This is a genomic window from Streptomyces sp. NBC_00425, from assembly GCF_036030735.1.
Classification (GTDB): domain Bacteria; phylum Actinomycetota; class Actinomycetes; order Streptomycetales; family Streptomycetaceae; genus Streptomyces.
In genome coordinates, this window is record NZ_CP107928.1 from 8,110,502 (window position 1) to 8,128,459 (window position 17,958).

Sequence of the window (17,958 nt, forward strand, 5' to 3'; positions counted from 1 at the left end):
TCGCTCAGGCCTGGGTGAAGCCGTTCATGATCGCTGTGGGCCGTTTGCTGGAGGAGTCCCAGGCGCCCATGTTGTAGCCGGTGAACGGGGACATGCACTCCGGCTCCCAGTAGAAGATCCCCTGCCCGCCGTTGGCCTTGAGGGCCTTGATGTAGGCGACCAGCGAGGCCTGGGTGGCGGAGACCCGGTCCACCCGGCCACCGAACTCGCTCTGCAGGAACGGTTTGCCGTAGGCGGCGGAGATCTTCTTCATGTTCGCCACGATCCCGGGGGCGAGGTCGGCACTGCCGTAGGACGAGAACACCGACATGTCCCACTTGCCGCCGCTCGCCGCGAAGCGGCTGAAGAACGTCGTCATCACGTCGCACTTCTGCGGCTGGGCCAGGTGGATGCACACCGTCGAGTTCGGCGACACCGCCTTGACCTGGTCGTATGCGGCGTTGAGCAGACCGGTCATCTGCGCCCCGTTGGAGACGCTGCCGACGGGGCGGCAGATCCCGCTGTTGATCTCGTTGCCGATCTGGACCCAGGTGGGGAGCACGTCGTTGCTCCTCATGACCGTCATGGTCTGGTTCACGTACGTGCCCATCGCGGTGCGCATCTGGCTGTAGTTCATGTTCCGCCAGGCCGCGGGCGGGTTCTGCACGCCGACGGAGTTCCAGGTGTCGCCGAACATGTAGTCGAGCATGATCGACATGCCGGCGGCCTTGACCCGCTTGGCGAAGGCGGCGACCTCGTGGATGCCGCAGTGCCCGTTGGCCGGGTCGTTGGACGGGTTGACGAAGGTGCGCAGGCGTACGGCGGTGATGCCGTAGCCCTTGAGGATCGTCAGCAGGTCCTGGGTCTGCCCGCTCGCGTTCTTCCAGGAGTAGCCGCGCGCCTCCATCTGAGGCGCCCAGCTGATGTCGACGCCCTTGACGAAGCTCGCGGCGGCCTCGGCAGGCGTCTCGAGTTCGGCGAACGCGGCGGCCGTGGCGAGCGCCCCGGCGGTCGCGGTGGTGGCCCTGAGCAGGGTTCGCCGGCTGATGCGCCCGGCAGCTGGTGTGGGGGGTTGCGGGGACATGGTAGGTCCTTTCCTTCCGTCGGCCGTGGGTGAGACGTCGCGGTCGGCGGAGAGCGGATCAGTGAGAAAGAGACTTCCAGGAGCGAGGCGGGTGATGGGGGCAACTGGCGCTCAGGGTCAGGGAGTTGGTGTAGCGCGTGCGATCCAGCCGATGCTGCCTCCCTCGGTGTGGCGACAACTGAGGCAGGACTGTTGCGAGTGGCGCGTGTCGGAGAGAGCGGCCTTGGCATGCCAGGGACGCTCCTCCAGGTCGGAGCTGTGAGCGATCACAGAAGTGTTGCGACGAAAGTGCGCAATCGCATCACAACGAACCGGAGGTGCATCACGCAGCTTCCCGATCGGGCACGAAGCTGTCAACCATTGCTCACCGATCCAATGGAAGAAGCAGTGCGATCCTGTGGGCGGGTGTTCGCCGTGCCTCGACTGCGGGTCGTCTGAACCGGTTGGAGTCATCCCAGTTCAAGTGCCCTTTCAGAAGGAATGCGGCGACGGGGACGAGGCTGTGCGCGGGCATCTCGTCGGCTCACACTCGAACACACTCGAACAGGGAAAGCCAACAGAATGCTTGACGGGCTATCAGTGGATTCCTACCCTCGCAGCGAATGGGAGCGTTCCCACGCTATGGGCAGACCGCCGTCTCCGCGATCTTCACATAGCCCCCCACACATCGGAGGTCATCGTGACCGACCCGCACCGGTATCCGCGCACCGCATCGCCCCCAAGGCGATTCCAACGCCGGTCGAGCAAGCGGCTGTTCCGCGGCCTGACGGCCGCCACCGCCCTGGCCCTCGCCGCACTCACCGGACTGCCGCAGACCGCGCACGCCGCGACCGCGCGGCAGGTGGAACGCCTGGATCGGGGCCTGACCAGCGTCCACACCGGCAGCGGGAACCTGGTGTCGTGGCGGTGGCTGGCCACTGACCCCAACGACGTGGCCTTCAACGTCTACCGCGGCGCCACCAGGCTCAACTCCTCGCCCCTGACCACCTCGACGAACTATCTGGACGCCGGCGCCCCGGACTCGGCGGACTACACGGTGCGCGCGGTGGTGAACGGCGTCGAGCAGGCGCCGTCCGAGCACGCGCTCCAGTTCCGCACCGGGTACAAGGACGTGCCGATCTCCCCGCCGCCCGGAGGCACGTCACCGGGCAACTCGCCGTACACCTACGAGGCCAACGACGCCTCCGTCGGCGACCTCGACGGCGACGGCACCCTGGACATCGTTCTGAAGTGGCAGCCGACGAACGCCAAGGACAACTCCCAGTCCGGCTACACCGGCAACACGATCGTCGACGGCATCAAGCTCGACGGCACTCGCCTGTGGCGTGTCGACCTGGGCCGCAACATACGCTCCGGCGCGCACTACACGCAGTTCCAGGTGTACGACTACGACGGCGACGGCAAGGCCGAGGTCGCCATGAAGACCGCCGACGGCACGAAGGACGGAACCGGCGCGGTCATAGGCAGTTCGTCGGCCGATCACCGCAACTCCAGCGGCTACGTCCTGTCCGGCCCCGAGTATCTGACGATGTTCAACGGGCAGAAGGGCAAGGCGATGCAGTCCGTCGACTACGTCCCAGGCCGTGGCACGGTGTCGTCCTGGGGGGACTCCTACGGCAACCGCGTGGACCGTTTCCTGGCGGGCACGGCGTATCTGGACGGCTCCCGCCCTTCGGTGATCATGGCTCGTGGCTACTACACCCGCGCGGTGATCGCGGCATGGGACTGGCGGAACGGGCAGTTCACCCGCCGGTGGACCTTCGACTCCAACGCCAACAGCGGCTACGCCGGCCAGGGCAACCACCAACTGTCGGTCGCGGACGTCGACGGCGACGGCAAGGACGAGATCGTCTACGGCGCGATGGCCGTCGACGACAACGGCGACGGCCTGTGGACGACACGGAACGGCCACGGGGACGCGATGCACGTGGGCGACCTCGACCCGTCCCGGCCGGGTCTGGAGGAGTTCAAGGTCGACGAGGACGGTTCCAAGCCGTCCTCCTGGATGGCGGATGCGAGGACCGGCCAGATCCTCTGGTCCACCCCCGCCGGCGGTGACAACGGCCGGGGCGTGTCCGGTGACATCTGGTCCGGCAGCGCGGGCGCCGAGTCGTGGTCGTCGCTCGTGAGCGGCGTCCGCAACCCCAAGGGCGCGGTGGTCGCCAGCCGTAAGCCCGGGTCCAGCAACTTCCTGGCGTGGTGGGACGGCGACACGGTCCGCGAACTCCTCGACGGCACCCACATCGACAAGTACGGCACCTCCGGCGACACCCGCCTGCTGACCGGCTCCGGGGTCCACTCCAACAACGGCACCAAGTCGACGCCGTCCCTCTCCGGCGACATCCTCGGCGACTGGCGCGAGGAGGTCATCTGGCCGACGTCCAACAACACGGCCCTGCGGATCTACTCCACGCCGTACCAGACCACTACGCGGATCACGACCCTCCTCCACGACACCCAGTACCGCACGGCCCTGGCCTGGCAGAACACCGCCTACAACCAGCCCCCGCACCCCAGCTTCTTCATCGGCGCCAACATGCCCACGCCACCCCGCCCCACCGTCGCGCTGCCGAACAGCCTCTGAGCCGGACAGCCGTCTTCCCTGATGCTTGAGCGAGTTCAGGCATGAGGGAAGGGGTGTTCGTCGAACGAGTAGAACCTGGCACGGGTAACGCAGCACTGGCATTGGTGCACGTATCGCGCTGATGGTTGTTCTTGGGGTACTGCACCTGTCGGAGATGGCGGTCGCACGGACTGGGCTGAAGTCCGGGGACCCGGTACCGCCTTCTTCTGGCCTCATGGTTGTTGCCGCCGAGACCGTCAGAGGATTGCTGCCGCGTACCATTTCCGCCGAGATCATCGCCCACCGCAGCACAGGCGCCGGTCTGTCCTTGTCTCGCGTCCCCGACCCGATCCGCGGCTCCGTCCCGGTGGCCGCGAAGCCGCCGCTCGCTCGCTGACAAGCCACGAGAATCGAAAGGCGCTGAGGACGCTCATGAGGAGCGGGGCGGCGCGGAGTGTAGTCACCCTGGCCGTGAAAACGTCTCAGTCCTACGGCTCTTTCTCTCAACGGGCCGGCATCCGCGAGAGTTTCTCCGACCGGAGCCCGGTTCTGCGTGACAGAGGTTCAGCCGCATGCCTGCAACCTCACCGACCATCCCGCGCAACTCACCTCATGCCATGCCCGCAACCGCCGAAACTCCTCGCGCTTCAACGGCAACTCGCGAATCAGCGAGGAGAGTTGCACATCGTCCCGGGCTCCTGCCGACACTCATCCGCAGAACGCCAGCGACTGTCGCAGCCATGCGGGCCGGTTCGGCGGACCGATCCCAGGCTGCCGGCGAGAGGAACATCCACCGGGCCATGCTCCGCTCCCCGCGCGGCAGTCGGGCACAGTCCCCGAAGACAATGGTGGTGAGCCGGTTCCATCCGAGGATGTCCAGGCGTCGGCTGACGAAGAAGGCGGGCACGCCGAGCGTGCCGCGGAGGTGCTGGGCGGTGGGCTGAAGCAGCTGCGGCAGGGGCGCCGACCGCGGTGTGCTGTTCCGGTCGGCCTGGGCCGGCCGGAACAGATGGTCCCGTTCCTTCTCGGTCGGGCGCTCTGCGTGGGCCAGGGCGTCCGCCACCTCAGCCGACATGCTTACGCCGTAGCCCTGGTCCAGGTGTGCGTAGCTCTGAGAGACCGCAGAAACTCCTTGAGCTTGGCACGCCGGTCAGTCCGGCAGACACTACGTCGTCGGTCGCTACATGTGCAGACATCGCTGTCCTCCGTTTGTCGAACGTGCTCCCAGGCGCGGAGCAGCGCGGCTTCTCCGGCCGGTAGGCGCGCAGTTGACCAGGTCGCACACCGGGTGGCATCGCCACCCGGCCCAACTGCGCGCCCACGAGGATGCGGAGGTACGTACCCGTCGCCGAGACTCGGGTCCTGTTACGTGCCGGCCGGAAGGGCGGAGCCGGCAACGCTGCTGTTGACGCCGCTCATGATGCCGTTGATGATGCCTTGCTGGGTCACCGCGAGGGAGCGCCGGTCGAACAGCCCGAACCCGTACCGGCCGGTTGCACCGTTGTCCCAGTAGACGCTGGCCGCCCCGTACTTCTTGGCGGTGGCCGCGACGGCCCGCGCAAAGTCCGCGCGATACCTGTTGTTCGATGAATCGAACGACGACTTGTCGATCGCGCCGTACTCGCCGACGACCACCGGATACCCCTTCGTGACGAACACGTCGTGCATCGTCTTGAGCTGGGCGTCCAGATAGTCTTCCTGTCCCCAGGTCGACTTCCTCGATGGATTGGTCGCCGCTCGTCCCCACTGCGTGATGGTGCCGCTTTCCTCTCCGGCGAAGTCCCACGGAGCGTAGTGGTGGACGGAGATCATGATCCGCCGTTCACCGGCGGGAATGGAGGGGGAGCGGTACTGGTCGGAGGGAAGCTTGAAGCCGTAATTCCCCGCGGTGTAGTCGATGTTCGTGTTCCAGCCGGCCACGAGCAGCCACCTCGAACTGTTGTTGCCACCCGTCTTCCGTACGGTGTCCACGAAGATCTGGTTGTAACTGTTGATGTTCGAGTAGCACGGTTGGGTCGGACGGCCGTACTGCCCGTCGAACTCCTCGTTCATGGCCTCGAGGATCAGGCGCTGGTCGTAGTTCTTGAACCTGTTCGCGATCTGCTGCCAGGCCTTCTCGTACTTGGCCTTGATCGTCGTCTGGGAGGAGGAATCGCAGATCAACCAGGAGCCGCTGACGTTCTTGTAGCCGTCGCCGTGCATGTTGATCATCACATGCAGGCCCCTGTTGTAGGCGTAGTTGACGACCTCCTGGACCCTGTTCAGCCAGGCGGCGTTGATGGTGTAGTTCGGGCCGGGGCCTATGTATCCCAGGTAGGAGACCGGGATCCGGATCGTCTTGAACCCTGCCGCTCTCACCTTGTCGATGAGGGCCTGTGTCACGGTCGGCTGGCCCCATGCCGTTTCGCTGGGGTATCCGTTGGTGGTGGCTTCGAGCTGGTTCCCCAGATTCCATCCCGCGCCCATGTCGGCCACGATCTGCGAGGCGCTCGACTGTGCCACGGTATCGGCCGACGCCTGATGGGCCGTGCCGTACACAGATGCGGCAACCGCCAACATGACGGCAAGGAGAACGACTCTGATCTTCCCTGCTAGTGAAGCCATGGGCTTTCCTCTCTTGCGGACTTGGGGGGGGTGTCGGATCCCCCAAGTGGACCTTTCTGCCCGAGTGCGAGCGGCAGGAGCCGCCCGGCTGTTCGGGGGTGTGATTTCTGGAGGCCTCGGGCCTGGGTCCGTACACAGTTGGCCCGGGCGTCCGCTGTTGCGCATCCGTGAACGGTCGCGCATCCCGCACGGCTCGGGTGCGCCGCGGTCACGGCGACCGCGCGCGTCCGGGGCCGTGCGTGGTGGCTCCTCAGCTCAGGGCTGATTCCCAAGTGGTCGTGCCGGAGGTGGCGTCGGAGCGCAGGCGGTCGCGGGCCGCGATGTCGCCGTACAGACTCCACCGCATCCAGTCCACGAAGGTGTTGACAGTGCGGGAGTCGCCGAAGTAGTTGCTGTGGCCGGCGCCGCGGAAGGTGAGGAACGCCTTGGCGGCGGGCAGTTCGCGGTATGCCTGACGGGCGGAGGAGATCGGGCACGTTCCGTCCCGGTCGCCGTGCGTGAACAGGACCTTGGCGCGGACCGACGGGCTCGGGTTGCCCATGTCCACACAGGACATGGGGATCGCGGCGGTGATCCGCGCGTCCGGCCAGGCCGTGAGCAGGCCGTGGGTGGTCATGCCGCCCATCGAGTGGCCGGAGACACCGACTCCGACCGCTGTGTCGAGGTGGCCGGCCAGCGGGTCTCCGGCCGTGTTCAGGGCGAGGGTCCGGGTGATGACCTCGGAAACGTCCTTGGACTGGTTGCCGTTGTAGACGTCCTGGCCACTGAGGTTGGCGAAGTGGGGGGCGGGGACCACGAAGCCGGCCTCGGCCAGAGGTCGGATGATCGCCAGGGAATTCTGCGGGCTGCTGCTGAAGCCGTGCATGAACTCACAGACCGGGAAGACGCCTTGGGCCACGGGTGCGTTGGTGACCGGGGAGCCACCGGGAGTGCCGGTGGCGGGGTAGTAGACGTAGGTGGTCCACCGGCGGCTGCCGCGGCTCCAGGCATATGGCCGCACGCCGACCGCGAACCGCTGGGTCGGAGCTCCGGCGCTTGCGACGGCGCCTGCTTGCCCTGTGCCGAGCAGTGACAGGCCTGCGCCCGCAGCTCCGGCTGCGCTCAGGGTCAGGAAACTGCGCCGTTGCATGGTCATGAAGACTCCTGGTGTGGGGGGGTGCGGAGCGCTGCTCGGTCAGGTGCCGGGAGGAGGCATCGGTGATGCCGGGGCGGTCGCACTGACCGAGGTGGTGGGGGGCATGGCCGTGGGGGTGGTCAGGTGGGCGTATCAGGAACGGTGGAGGACGTTCCGGTCCTGCCTGTGGCAGCGACCGTGGTGGTGCTCGATGGGGCGTTGCCCTGCGGGCAGAGACACGGTGACGGCGAGCCGGTGACCACCTGTGCCGCGCCTCTGGGAGCGTTCCCACATCGGGTTGCAACAGTCAGAGTCCCGATCGGGTGCCGGTCTGTCAATCATTGGCGCCCAACTCTGTTGTCTTCGACGCGCATTCGACAGATCGAGGGGCGGGCGGCGCGGTATCGCGTCTCCGTGCATCGCCCCGTCACGCTCGCGACGGTCCCTCGTCAGCCGTGACCGATACCGGCACTCATGCCGGCGATCGTATGGGCCCTGATGTCGAGGTGCGGTCCCTCCGAGAATCGGGTCACCACGGCGCGGACATGGTCCTGGGCGGGCTGGAGGAGCCCGTCGTACACCGCGACGCAGACTTCCCGCGCCCGTGACCGGGGCCAGTCGGACGGCAGCAGCCCGATGGGGAGCAACGGGTCCAAAATGGGGAAGTGCCGGTAAGCGTGCATGACCTCGGTCCGTGCGCGCACCGCGTCGGCACCGGTGACGCCGTCGGCGCTGATGTGCGGGAGCAAGCCGCTCCAGCGACTGATGAACGCGTGATAGTGCTCGGCGATGCCGGTGAGGTCCCACGCCTCGACCGGGTTGCGGTCGACCGCCGTGTCCAGTTCCTCCTGCCGCGCGCGGAACACGGTCACCGCTCCTCGCGCCAGGTCGGCCACCTCGATCCGCCCCTTGGGGGTCAGGGGGTGCGGCGACACCCAGAGCGCGTCGTACAGCGGCGCGAACCCGCGCCAACGCAGCGCGGTGCGCAACGCCCGCCGCCGCGTGCTCTCCTGTTCCGGAACGGAGAAGGCGATCAGTGTCCACCGCCCGTCCCACGAGTCGGGCTGAGTGGTGAAGGTGGCGATCGAGCTGGCGCCGCTCCACAGATCGACGGCGGCCTGAGACGTCAGCCGGTAGGAGCTGTACCGCCCTTGCCGGCTGCCCTCCAGCACCCCACGGCGCATCAGTCTGCTGATCGTCGTACGGGCGGCGCCCGGGGTCACATGGAACTCGCCGAGCAGCGCCACGATTGCCGCTGACGGCAGCCAGGACCGGACGGGGAACGTGTAGTCGGCGATCAACGTCACCGCGAGGCCCTGTGGCGAGACGGTGCTCTGCCAGCCGGGCGACCGTACGGGGCCGGCGGCGCCGTCACCCTCGTCGGAGAAGATCTCCTCGAGGTGGGACAGGTTCGGCAAGGTCGGCTCCGACGCGGTGGACAGGATCGGCACCACTTTAACGGCTGGGAGATCGTCGGGTGGAGCTCCGCCGGGATCGGCCCACCCGGCGGTACCTCCGCGCACCGGTGAAGCGCAGGTGCCCGGGCAGTGCCCCGCGGGCTCGGCACTCCTGCCTCCCGCTGCGCCTCGCGCTCCCGCGCCGCCCGCGCACTGCTTTCGCACCTCGCGGCCGGGAGTGCGTCCGGAGGGAGGGGACGGAGCGCTACGGCCTCAGCGAAGCCGGCGATGGATGGGAAGGGCGTGGCATCGCATGGTCGGCGGGCGCATCCGTCAGCGCCGGGTGAGGGTGGACGGCGCCCCGGCGGACTGGTCACCCTCGTCGCTCAGGCTCAGGGTGTCTCGGTCGGTCATCGTGACGACGTAGACATTGCCGCTGGGGCAGCCGACTTCGGCCGACGGGTCGGTGGGTTGGCTGGTGACAGCCTTGAGGACCATCGAGTCCTTGCGTACCTCCCGCAATTGCAGTGTCTCGGTGCATCCCAGCTCAAGGCCGGTGTTCACCTCGGTCACGTGGCTGACCTGCTTGCCCGCCAGCTCACCCCGTTGTGCCGGGTGGAGAGTCAAAGTGACGGAGAACCGATTGGTCCGGGGCAGACTGAAACTTTCAGGGGTGGGATTGCCCGGCCCGGTACCGACCCATGTACCTGCCCAGGCCGCGGGAAGCGATGTAGGCGCGGACGACGAAGGCGTCCCGCCGGACGCGTCATCGTCGGAGAAGGGCTGCACGACGAACGTGCCCGCCGTGGCCATCAAGGCCGCGACCGTGGTCCCGGCGACCACCCGGCCGGTACGGCTTGACAGCCACCGTCGCACAGCGTCGGAAGGCGGCAGGACGGCCGTCCCCGCGGCGGCCGGGGCCGGGCCGTCTTCGGGCCCACGTGACACAGCCGGCACAGATGGCGATCGCACTGTCGTGGAGACCAACGCGTCCGCCTCCTCCTCGCGCACGGCGAGATCCTTTTCCAGCGCCTCGGGCAGCAACTGCGTCCAGGTACCGCACCGGCCGCCCAGGCGTTCCAGCAGAACGCTCACATCGGCGGGCGTGGGCCGCTGCTCGGGGTGCTTGGCCAGACAGGACCGCAAGAACGGGATCAGGGCCGCCGGAACGCCGTCGAGGTTCGGCTCCTGATGCACGATGCGGTAGAGCAGCACCGCAGGCGAGAACTCCTCGGCGGGGCGGGAGAACGGGCCCCGGCCCGTTGCCGCGTACACCAGCACCGCAGCCAGCGAGAACACATCACCGGGCGCACCCGATTCCCCGGCGCTCGCCTGCTCCGGTGCCAGATAGCCGGGGGTACCGATCACACCGCCAGTCCTCGTGTGCCGCGTGTCCTCCCTCGCGCGTGCGATCCCGAAGTCGATGAGCAACGGACTGCGGCGGCCCAGCAGCACATTGGACGGCTTGACATCCCGGTGGGCCAGCCCGGCCCCGTGTACCGCTCCCAGCGCCCCGAAAAGCTCGGCCGCCAGTGCCAGTACGCTCTGCTCGGGCAGCGGGCCGTACTGCCGTACCCACTCCGCCAGGGACGGCGCGGCCACGTACTCGGTGGCGAGCCACTGCGGGCGCTGCCCCACCGGGCTGTAGTCCACCACCGCGGGTGTCCAAGGAGAGCGCACTTGGTCGCTGTTTCGGATTTCCCGCGCGAACCGCTCCTCGAACCCCGGCTCCCGTCCGAACTCGGCGCGCACCGTCTTCAGTGCCAGGGGACGCCCCGACACCGTTCGGGACAGATACACCCGCCCCATGCCACCCTCACCGAGCCGCGCCAGCAGGGGATATCCCCCAACGGTCCCCGGATCAGACTCGTCCAGCAATTCCACGCCCCGTGCCCTCTCCCATGTGCACTGCCGATCAGGTTCAGCCCCCAGACCAGCACAATCAAGCACCGCATCCGTGGCGTCCATGCCAAGCATCACCTTTTACACCCGCAACACACTATTCTCAGCGAAACTCCTGGCAGCCCGAGCCCCCTCGCCGGCCGAAAGGCCAAGTGGGCGGTCAGGGGGGAAAGTCCGGGCCGGGGAGATGCTCGGGCCGGGTGGACGGTCTTCCAGCGAATGTGCCGGAAGTCACGGCGGACGCGGGCGGGGACGAGTCCACCCGGGAAATCGGCCTTTCAGCAGGCTCGTGAGTGCCACCCACTCGGGCCCGACCCGGCGACCTGGGCCGCGTCACGAACTGTGTGCCCAGGCCGCGGAGGCGGACACGTCACGTCTGGAAGAGCTACGGCCGGTGCGGGCCCCCGGGAACTGAGCAGCGGACCGCACAGCTCCGCGCGAACTCATCCACGGCCACCTCGTCCGGTTCCAGCAGATTAGGAACGGAGCAGCGTCGGGACGCCCGCCGTCTCACGGTTCGTCGAGAGGCGCCGGGCCGTTGCGATGTCCGGGGTCGCGAGGAAGGCGTGCACTCCCTGGTGAGCGGGGAGTGCACGCCGCTGGGGCAGCACAGCGAGCGGGGTCCTATCACTCCGTCGCGAAGCGTCCTGAAGAGGACTCTGTGACATGAGCGGACGGCGTGTCCGACCGTGCGAGCACCCGGCGTACCTCGTCGGCGAGTGCGGGAGCCGCGTCCGCGTCGGCATCGGCGATCCCGACGCCGTAGCGGAACCGCACGGTCGCGCCGTCCTCGACGGTCACCTCCTCGCTGAAGAACGGTGCCGGGTTGAGGCAGGCGAACTCCTCGGTCCGGGCGAACCACTGCGGCGGGTGACTCGGGTTGGCCGCGTCGTCGACCATGAGCACGAGCGACTGCGCGTCCGTCTCGTCATGGCGGCCCGCGAAGCCCATCCACTCCATGCGCCGCCCGCGGACCTCGTCGCCGCCCAGGCCTTCCTCGGTCACGAACTGTCCGCCGGTGAACGACCGGGGGCCACGCCAGAACAGGCCGCCGTAGCCGGCGTTCTCCCGGCCCTTGGTGGTCGGGGACCCCATGGAGACGTCCGTTCCGGAGACGTTGGTCATCTGCGTCTCGAACGTCAACGCCCAGGCGTGCGGGGAGATCAGGCTCGCCCGCAGCGTCCTGCGCTCGGTGAAGAACAGCGCGCCGGACTGGGTGGTCCAGTCCAGGTCGTGGGCGAACGTCGCCGTGCCATCGGCCCTGTCCAGGTCGACGACCCGGCGGTGGGCCTGGGTTCCGTTGTTCTCCAGCTGCACGTAGAAGCGTCCGTGGATGTACGTGGGACCGCCCCAGAAGTTCTCCTCGCCCACGTGGGGCAGGGACCAGGCGATGCCCTTGTGCCACACATGGTCGTGGGGCCGGAACAGGCTGACGACCTTGCCGGCCCGGGTGCGCAGGGGGTGGATGTAGGGCTTGGGCGATTCCAGTTGGACGGTGTCCGGCCGGTACACGTAGCGGAACAACTCGGTGCCGCCGTCGCGGACCCTGACCGAGGTACCCAGGTCGTGGCGGATCTCAAGAGCGTTCATACGAGGGCCTCCTTGACCGGCTCCCACGGCACGGCGCCGCCGTCCATGCTGAGCGCGAACGGGTCGTCGTCGGTCAGATCGCCCGCGCTGACGCGGACACCGCGGAAGGCCGAGGCGTACGTCGCCGCCGCGAACTCCAGCGTGCGACGCGCCTCTTGCAGGCAGACGCCGGGTTCCTGTCCGCTCTCCCAGGCGTCGAACACGGCCTCGATCTGGAGCCTGTGTCCGCTCGTGATGTCCGGCTCGGCACCGTCGGTCCAGAGGTCCGAGAGACCCTCGTGGCCGGGGGCCGGGGTGAACCGCCAGTGTTCCTCGCGGTAGCCGTAGAGGTGTTCGAGTTCGACCGTGGCGTACTCGAAGTCGAAGCGCAGGCGCGAGGTCTCCCGGGGGGACAGCAGGGAGTTGACCACTGTGGCGAGGGCTCCGTTGTCGAACCGGACGGCGGCGATCGAGACGTCCTCGGTGTCCGTGGGCCGGGCCTGGCGCTCGGCGAGTGCGGCGATCTGGGACCAGGGGCCGAGGACCGACAGCATGAGGTCGAACTGGTGGATGCCGTGTCCCATCGTGGGGCCGCCGCCCTCGACGTCCCAGCGTCCCCGCCACGGCACCTCGAAGTACGCGTCGGGCCGGTACCAGAGGGTCTCGCAGGTGGCGACCAGTGGCCGGCCCAGTGCGCCGGAGTCGGCCAGCCGGCGCAGGCGTACCGCCGCCGCGCCGTAGCGGTGCTGGAAGACGGTCAGCACCTTGGAGCCGGTCTGCTCCTGCACCGCGGCCAGTTGGTCCATCTCGCGCAGGCTCAGCGCCGTCGGCTTCTCCACCAGGGCGGTGACGCCGGCCCGCATCACCATGGATGCCAGCGGTACATGAGTCTGCGGGGGCGTACAGATGTGTACGAGATCGAGGTCTTCGCTGTCCAGCAGAGCCTGCGGGTCGTCGAAGACGTGCGGCACGGAGAATCGGTCGGCGAACTCGGCGGCACGGGTGGGGTCGAGGTCGGCGACGGCGACCAGCCGGGCACGTTCGGAGAGTTCGGTGAGGGCTTCGGCATGAGCGTGGGCGATACCGCCGGTGCCGATGATGGCCACGCGGTACGGCGGCCGGGGGCTGGGCATGGGTGTTTTCTCTCTCTTGGTTCCTGACCCACGTCTCGTGGGGCTACCGGGGGCCGTGGGCAGCGGCGACGGCCTCCGGAAGGAGGTCACTTGGCCGCGTCGATCTCGCCCTGGAGCTCCTTGATGAAGGCCTTCGCGGCGGCTTCCGGCGAGGTCTTCTTGAAGTAGACCTCCTGGCTGTAGCGCTGCAGCTCCGGTTCGATGCCGCTTCCGCCGTTGGGGGTCACGACCGGCGACTCACCCGGGGTCACGGCGTTCATGTAGTCGGCCGCCGCCTTGTCGGTCCCGGCCAGAGTCGGCTGGAGGTGCTTCAGCATCGCCTTGTTGGCGGGGATGCCGCGCTCCGTCTTGAGGATGTCGGCGGCCTTGGGGTCGTTGAGCATGAAGTTGATGAACGCGGCCGCTTCGGCCGGGTGCGCGCTCTGGCTCGAGACCGCCCAGTACATGGAGGGCTTGAAGAAGTTCGCCTTGGTGTCGCCGACACGAGGCATCTGCAGCAGTTGCACATGGGCGCCCGCGGCCTGCTGGATGGCGGTGATCTGGGTGTTGTACGCGCCCATCATTGCCGCCTTGCCGGTGGCGAAGCTGCCGGCGGTGACACCCGCGGTCAGGTCCTCGACCATCGTCGACGTGTTGACGCTGGCGCCGGAGGAGAGCAGGTCCAGGCCGTACTTCCACATGCCGGCGAGCGTCTCGGGCTTCAGGGAGACGTTGCCGTCCTTGTCGAAGAGGTTCTCACCGTGCTGACGAGCCCAGTACTTGACGTCGCCGGCGGAGAAGCCGGGCGCGCCGGCCGCACCGTGGATCTTGCCGCCGCTCTTGTCCGTCAGCTCCTTGGCGGTCTTGGCGTAGTCGTCCCACGTCCACGTCTTGTCGTCGGGAACCTTCACGCCGTACTTCTTGAACATGTCGGTGTTCACGAGGATGGACATGACGCCGACGCCGACGGGAAGCGCGTACTGCGTTCCGTCGATCTGTCCGGTGGCCAGGGCCTGGTCGTCGAACTGTGACGTGCTGAGGAGCTTCTTGGCCTTGCCGAGGTCGTACAGCGCTCCGCGGTCGGCGTACGAGGCGAGGTACAGCTCGTCCATCTGGACGACGTCGGGAGAATCCTTCGCCGCGGTCGTCGTGGCGAGCGCGTCCCAGTAGCCGTTCCAGTCCTTGTACTGGCCCTTGACCTTGATGTTGGGGTACTTCTTCTCGAACGCCTTGATGACCTCGTCGGTGAGCTGGGCGCGGGCGTCCGCTCCCCACCAGGTGGCGCGGATGGTGACCGGCTTGTCGCCGAGCTTGGGAGCGGAGCCGCTGCTGCCGCCGCTGCAAGCGGTCAGTACGAGCGAGAGTGAGGCGACCGCCCCGATCGCGACGCGTCTGAAGGGGCTGGGGTTCATGTGGTTCTCCTGTGGCTGATACGTGGGTCGGATCGGTGGCTGCGGTGCGCCCGAACGGCCATGACTCGGTCGCCTCCGCGTGTCCGGCAGTAGCCCCCGCGGTTACTTGCCGCCGGTGGTCGCGATGCCTCGCAGCAGGAAGCGCTGCCCGGCGAGGAAGACGAGGAAGACGGGAACGAGCGACACGACGCTCATGGCGAACACCGAGCCCCAGTCCGTCGCGCTCTGCTGGTCGACGAAGGTGCGCAGCGCGAGAGGCGTGGTGTACATGTCCGGGTCGGTCAGGTAGATCAGCTGGGTGTAGAAGTCGTTCCAGGTCCAGATGAAGGTGAAGATCGCGGTGGTCGCCAGAGCCGGGACCATCAGCGGCAGGATGACGTGGAAGAAGATCCGCGCGTGCCCGGCGCCGTCGATCCGCGCCGCCTCGTCGATCTCGCGCGGGATGCCACGGATGAACTGCACCATGAGGAAGATGAAGAAGGCGTCGGTCGCCAGGAACTTCGGCACGATCAGGGGCAGGAACGTATTGACCCAGCCGAGCTCCGAGTAGAGGACGTACTGGGGCACGATGATCACGTGGATCGGCAGCATGATCGTGACGAGCATGATGGCGAACAGCACGCGCTTCGCCCTGAATTCCAGCCTGGCGAAGGCGTACGCGGCCAGGGAGCAGGCGAGGAGGTTCCCGAGGATCGCGCCGGTGACGACGATCGCCGAGTTGATCATGTAGTGACTGAACGGTTGGGAGAAGGCGTTCCAGCCGTTGCTGTAGTTCTCGAAGCGCGGGTGCGTCAGGGCGAGTCCCGCACTGCGGAAGATCTCACTGTTGGGACGCAGTGAGCTGACCACCATCCACAGGACGGGGTACAGCATCGTCAGGGCGCAGAGGGCCAACAGGCAGTGCTTGAGAGGGGCGCGCACGGCGCGTCTGATCCGGCGTATCGCGTGAGGGCGGGGGGCTGGCAGCGAGGGGGGTACGGCTGCGGTGCGGTCAGTCATCGTAGAACACCCAGTACTTTGAGGCCCAGAAGTTGACGGCGGTGAAGGCCGCGACGATGAGGAGCAGGACCCACGCGAGCGCGGACGCGTATCCCATGTCGAAGTGGCCGAACCCGCGCTGGTACAGGTACAGCGAGAAGAAGAGGGTGGAGTCGGCGGGCCCTCCGGTACCGCCGGAGACCACGAAGGCCTGGGTGAAGGTCTGGAAGGCGTGGATGATCTGCAGCACCAGGTTGAAGAAGATGATGGGTGTCAGCAGCGGAATGGTGATGCTGCGGAACTGGCGCCAGCGCTTCGCGCCGTCGACGGAGGCCGCCTCGTAGAGGGAGGTCGGAATCTGCCGCAGCCCGGCGAGGAAGATCACCATGGGTGAGCCGAAGGTCCAGACGTTGAGGACGACGAGGGTCGACAGCGCCGTTCCCGGCTCCGAGATCCAGCCCTGCCCCTGGATACCGACAAGGGACAGAGCCTCGTTGACAAGGCCGTTGGTCCCGAACATCGCGCGCCACAGCACGGCGATCGCCACGCTGCCACCGATCAGTGACGGCAGATAGAAGACGGAGCGGTAGAAGGCCAGACCCCGTACTCCCTTGTCCAGCACCAGGGCGAGCCCGAGGGCCATCGCCAGCTGCAGCGGGACGGAGACGAGGACGTAGCTGAACGTCACTTCGAGCGACTTGTGCAGACGCTCGTCGTCGAGCATGCGCGTCCAGTTCTCGACTCCGTTGAACTGCGGCGGCTGCAACAGGTTGTACTTGGTGAAGCTGAGGTAGAGCGAGGCCAGCATCGGGCCGAGAGTGATCCCGAAGAGCCCGACGAACCATGGCAGTAGGAAGAAGAACGCCGCCTTGTTCTGCTGGCGCGCGCCCCGTTGGGACCCGCGCAGCCGGCGTAGTTCGTTGATGGAGCTCACGGCACTGCTCCCTTGAGCGGCGGCATCTGCAGACAGTGGTGCGAGCCCGTCCCGGGCCTCGCGTCACCCCGAAAAGTGATCGTTCACTTTGTGGGTTGCGAGGACCATAGTGAACGATCACTTTTTACGTCAAGAGTGTGTAGTCTCTGACTTCACCGAACGTTGGCGGAAAGGTGGGGGAAGCGGATGGATGGCGCTGACACGGCGCGACGACGGCCTACGATCACCGATGTGGCGCGGCTCGCCGGTGTGTCACCCCAGACGGTGTCGCGGTATCTGCGGTTCAACGGCGGACTGAAGCCGGCGACCCTGGAACGCGTGGAGAAGGCCATACGGGAGCTGGACTACCGTCCCAACCTGGTGGCGCGGTCGATGCGCACACGGAAGACCGGCCGCCTGGCGATCCTCATGCCCGCCATGGCCTTCAACCCCTCGCGCATGCTGGCGGGTGCCGGTGCGACGGCGCAGGACGCAGGGTTCTTCGTCGATGTCGTGAGCGCCGGGGGCGGCGTAGCCGCAAGGAGCGACCGCCTGCTGGAGCTCGCCGATTCGGGACAGTACGAGGGCCTCCTCTCCCTCGCTCCCGTGCTTCCCGACGTGGAGAGCAAACTGCACCAGAGGACGGCCGTGGTGATCTCGGCCGACTTCGACGACGAGATGCGCGGCATCGGGCAACTGGCCGACGCCACGCCCCTGGTGCGGATGATCGAGCACCTGGCGGCGCTCGGTCACTCCCGGTTCCTCCATGTGGCCGGCGACGTGCAGTTCGCCTCCGCGAGGGCGCGCAAGCAGAGCTATCTGGAGACCGTCGAACGCCTTGGCGTCGAGTCCGTCGGTGTTTTCGACGGAGACTGGTCGGGAGAGTCCGGCATCGAGGCGATACGGTCGCTCCCGAGCCATACGCGGCCGACCGCGGTGATCGCGGCCAATGACCTCGTCGCCGCCGGTGTCGTCCGGGGCGCCCGGGAGCGCGGCTGGGACGTGCCCGGCGACCTCAGCGTGACAGGTTGGGACAACGCCGGGGTCGGGCAGTTCATGACCCCGTCCCTGACGACTGTCGACGTGGAGCTCGAACAACTGGGCAGTACGGCCATGGCCAAGCTGATCGCGGGTCTGGGGGGCAGTGCGCCCGAGGCGACGGAGGGCTCCCTGTTCCGGATCATCTGGCGGGAGTCGACGGCCGAGCCGCATGCGGCAGGGCGTCTCAGCCGCGGGCGGTGACCAGTGCCGCCGCCGGGGTGGGCGCGGAGCAGGCGGACGTCCCCTGAGCCTGCACCGCCCACCCGACCCGGCCTTGGGTGCGGGCCGAA

Annotated in this window: 13 protein-coding genes; 2 read left to right on the forward strand and 11 right to left on the reverse strand. The window is 67.7% G+C overall.

Annotated elements, in window-relative coordinates; genetic code table 11:
- Window positions 1-4: 4 nt before the first annotated feature.
- Window positions 5-1,063 carry a glycosyl hydrolase 53 family protein gene (locus OHS82_RS35750; RefSeq protein WP_328435253.1) on the reverse strand — a complete coding sequence of 353 codons (1,059 nt, stop codon included), beginning with the start codon at window positions 1,061-1,063 and terminating at the stop codon, window positions 5-7.
- 679 nt (window positions 1,064-1,742) lie between these two features.
- Here OHS82_RS35750 and OHS82_RS35755 point away from each other — a divergent pair.
- Window positions 1,743-3,647 carry a rhamnogalacturonan lyase gene (locus tag OHS82_RS35755; RefSeq protein ID WP_443061815.1) on the forward strand — a complete coding sequence of 635 codons (1,905 nt, stop codon included), beginning with the start codon at window positions 1,743-1,745 and terminating at the stop codon, window positions 3,645-3,647.
- A gap of 589 nt (window positions 3,648-4,236) precedes the next feature.
- Here OHS82_RS35755 and OHS82_RS35760 read toward each other — a convergent pair.
- From OHS82_RS35760 to OHS82_RS35805, 10 genes are all read right to left on the reverse strand, one after another.
- Window positions 4,237-4,701 (reverse strand): MmyB family transcriptional regulator, encoded by a 465-nt coding sequence (locus tag OHS82_RS35760; RefSeq protein WP_266728844.1) that lies wholly within the window; start codon window positions 4,699-4,701, stop codon window positions 4,237-4,239.
- A 290-nt stretch (window positions 4,702-4,991) separates the two neighbouring features.
- Entirely contained in the window at window positions 4,992-6,128 is a 1,137-nt protein-coding gene (locus tag OHS82_RS35765) for a glycoside hydrolase family 5 protein (RefSeq protein WP_328435254.1), read from the reverse strand.
- 352 nt (window positions 6,129-6,480) lie between these two features.
- Window positions 6,481-7,365, reverse strand: coding sequence for an alpha/beta hydrolase family protein (locus tag OHS82_RS35770; RefSeq protein WP_266728848.1), 885 nt, complete (start codon window positions 7,363-7,365; stop codon window positions 6,481-6,483).
- Between the two features lie 428 nt (window positions 7,366-7,793).
- A complete protein-coding gene (locus tag OHS82_RS35775; protein WP_266728850.1) occupies window positions 7,794-8,762 on the reverse strand; it encodes a PaaX family transcriptional regulator in 969 nt (322 codons plus the stop codon).
- A gap of 312 nt (window positions 8,763-9,074) precedes the next feature.
- A complete protein-coding gene (locus OHS82_RS35780) occupies window positions 9,075-10,625 on the reverse strand; it encodes a serine/threonine-protein kinase (protein ID WP_266728852.1) in 1,551 nt (516 codons plus the stop codon).
- Between the two features lie 645 nt (window positions 10,626-11,270).
- Entirely contained in the window at window positions 11,271-12,233 is a 963-nt protein-coding gene (locus OHS82_RS35785; protein WP_328435255.1) for a PmoA family protein, read from the reverse strand.
- On the reverse strand, window positions 12,230-13,345 hold the full coding sequence (locus OHS82_RS35790; RefSeq protein ID WP_328435256.1) for a Gfo/Idh/MocA family protein: 1,116 nt from the start codon (window positions 13,343-13,345) through the stop codon (window positions 12,230-12,232). Before OHS82_RS35790 ends, OHS82_RS35785 begins: the two co-directional genes overlap by 4 nt.
- Before the next feature lie 86 nt (window positions 13,346-13,431).
- Complete coding sequence (locus OHS82_RS35795) at window positions 13,432-14,736, reverse strand: ABC transporter substrate-binding protein (RefSeq protein ID WP_266728858.1); 1,305 nt, start codon at window positions 14,734-14,736, stop codon at window positions 13,432-13,434.
- A gap of 102 nt (window positions 14,737-14,838) precedes the next feature.
- Window positions 14,839-15,657, reverse strand: a complete 819-nt coding sequence (locus tag OHS82_RS35800; protein ID WP_319095540.1) for a carbohydrate ABC transporter permease — start codon at window positions 15,655-15,657, stop codon at window positions 14,839-14,841.
- A gap of 70 nt (window positions 15,658-15,727) precedes the next feature.
- Entirely contained in the window at window positions 15,728-16,648 is a 921-nt protein-coding gene (locus OHS82_RS35805; protein ID WP_328435257.1) for a carbohydrate ABC transporter permease, read from the reverse strand.
- A gap of 231 nt (window positions 16,649-16,879) precedes the next feature.
- Here OHS82_RS35805 and OHS82_RS35810 point away from each other — a divergent pair, with 231 nt between their 5' ends.
- Complete coding sequence (locus OHS82_RS35810; RefSeq protein ID WP_328435258.1) at window positions 16,880-17,869, forward strand: LacI family DNA-binding transcriptional regulator; 990 nt, start codon at window positions 16,880-16,882, stop codon at window positions 17,867-17,869.
- The last annotated feature ends 89 nt before the right edge of the window (window positions 17,870-17,958 follow it).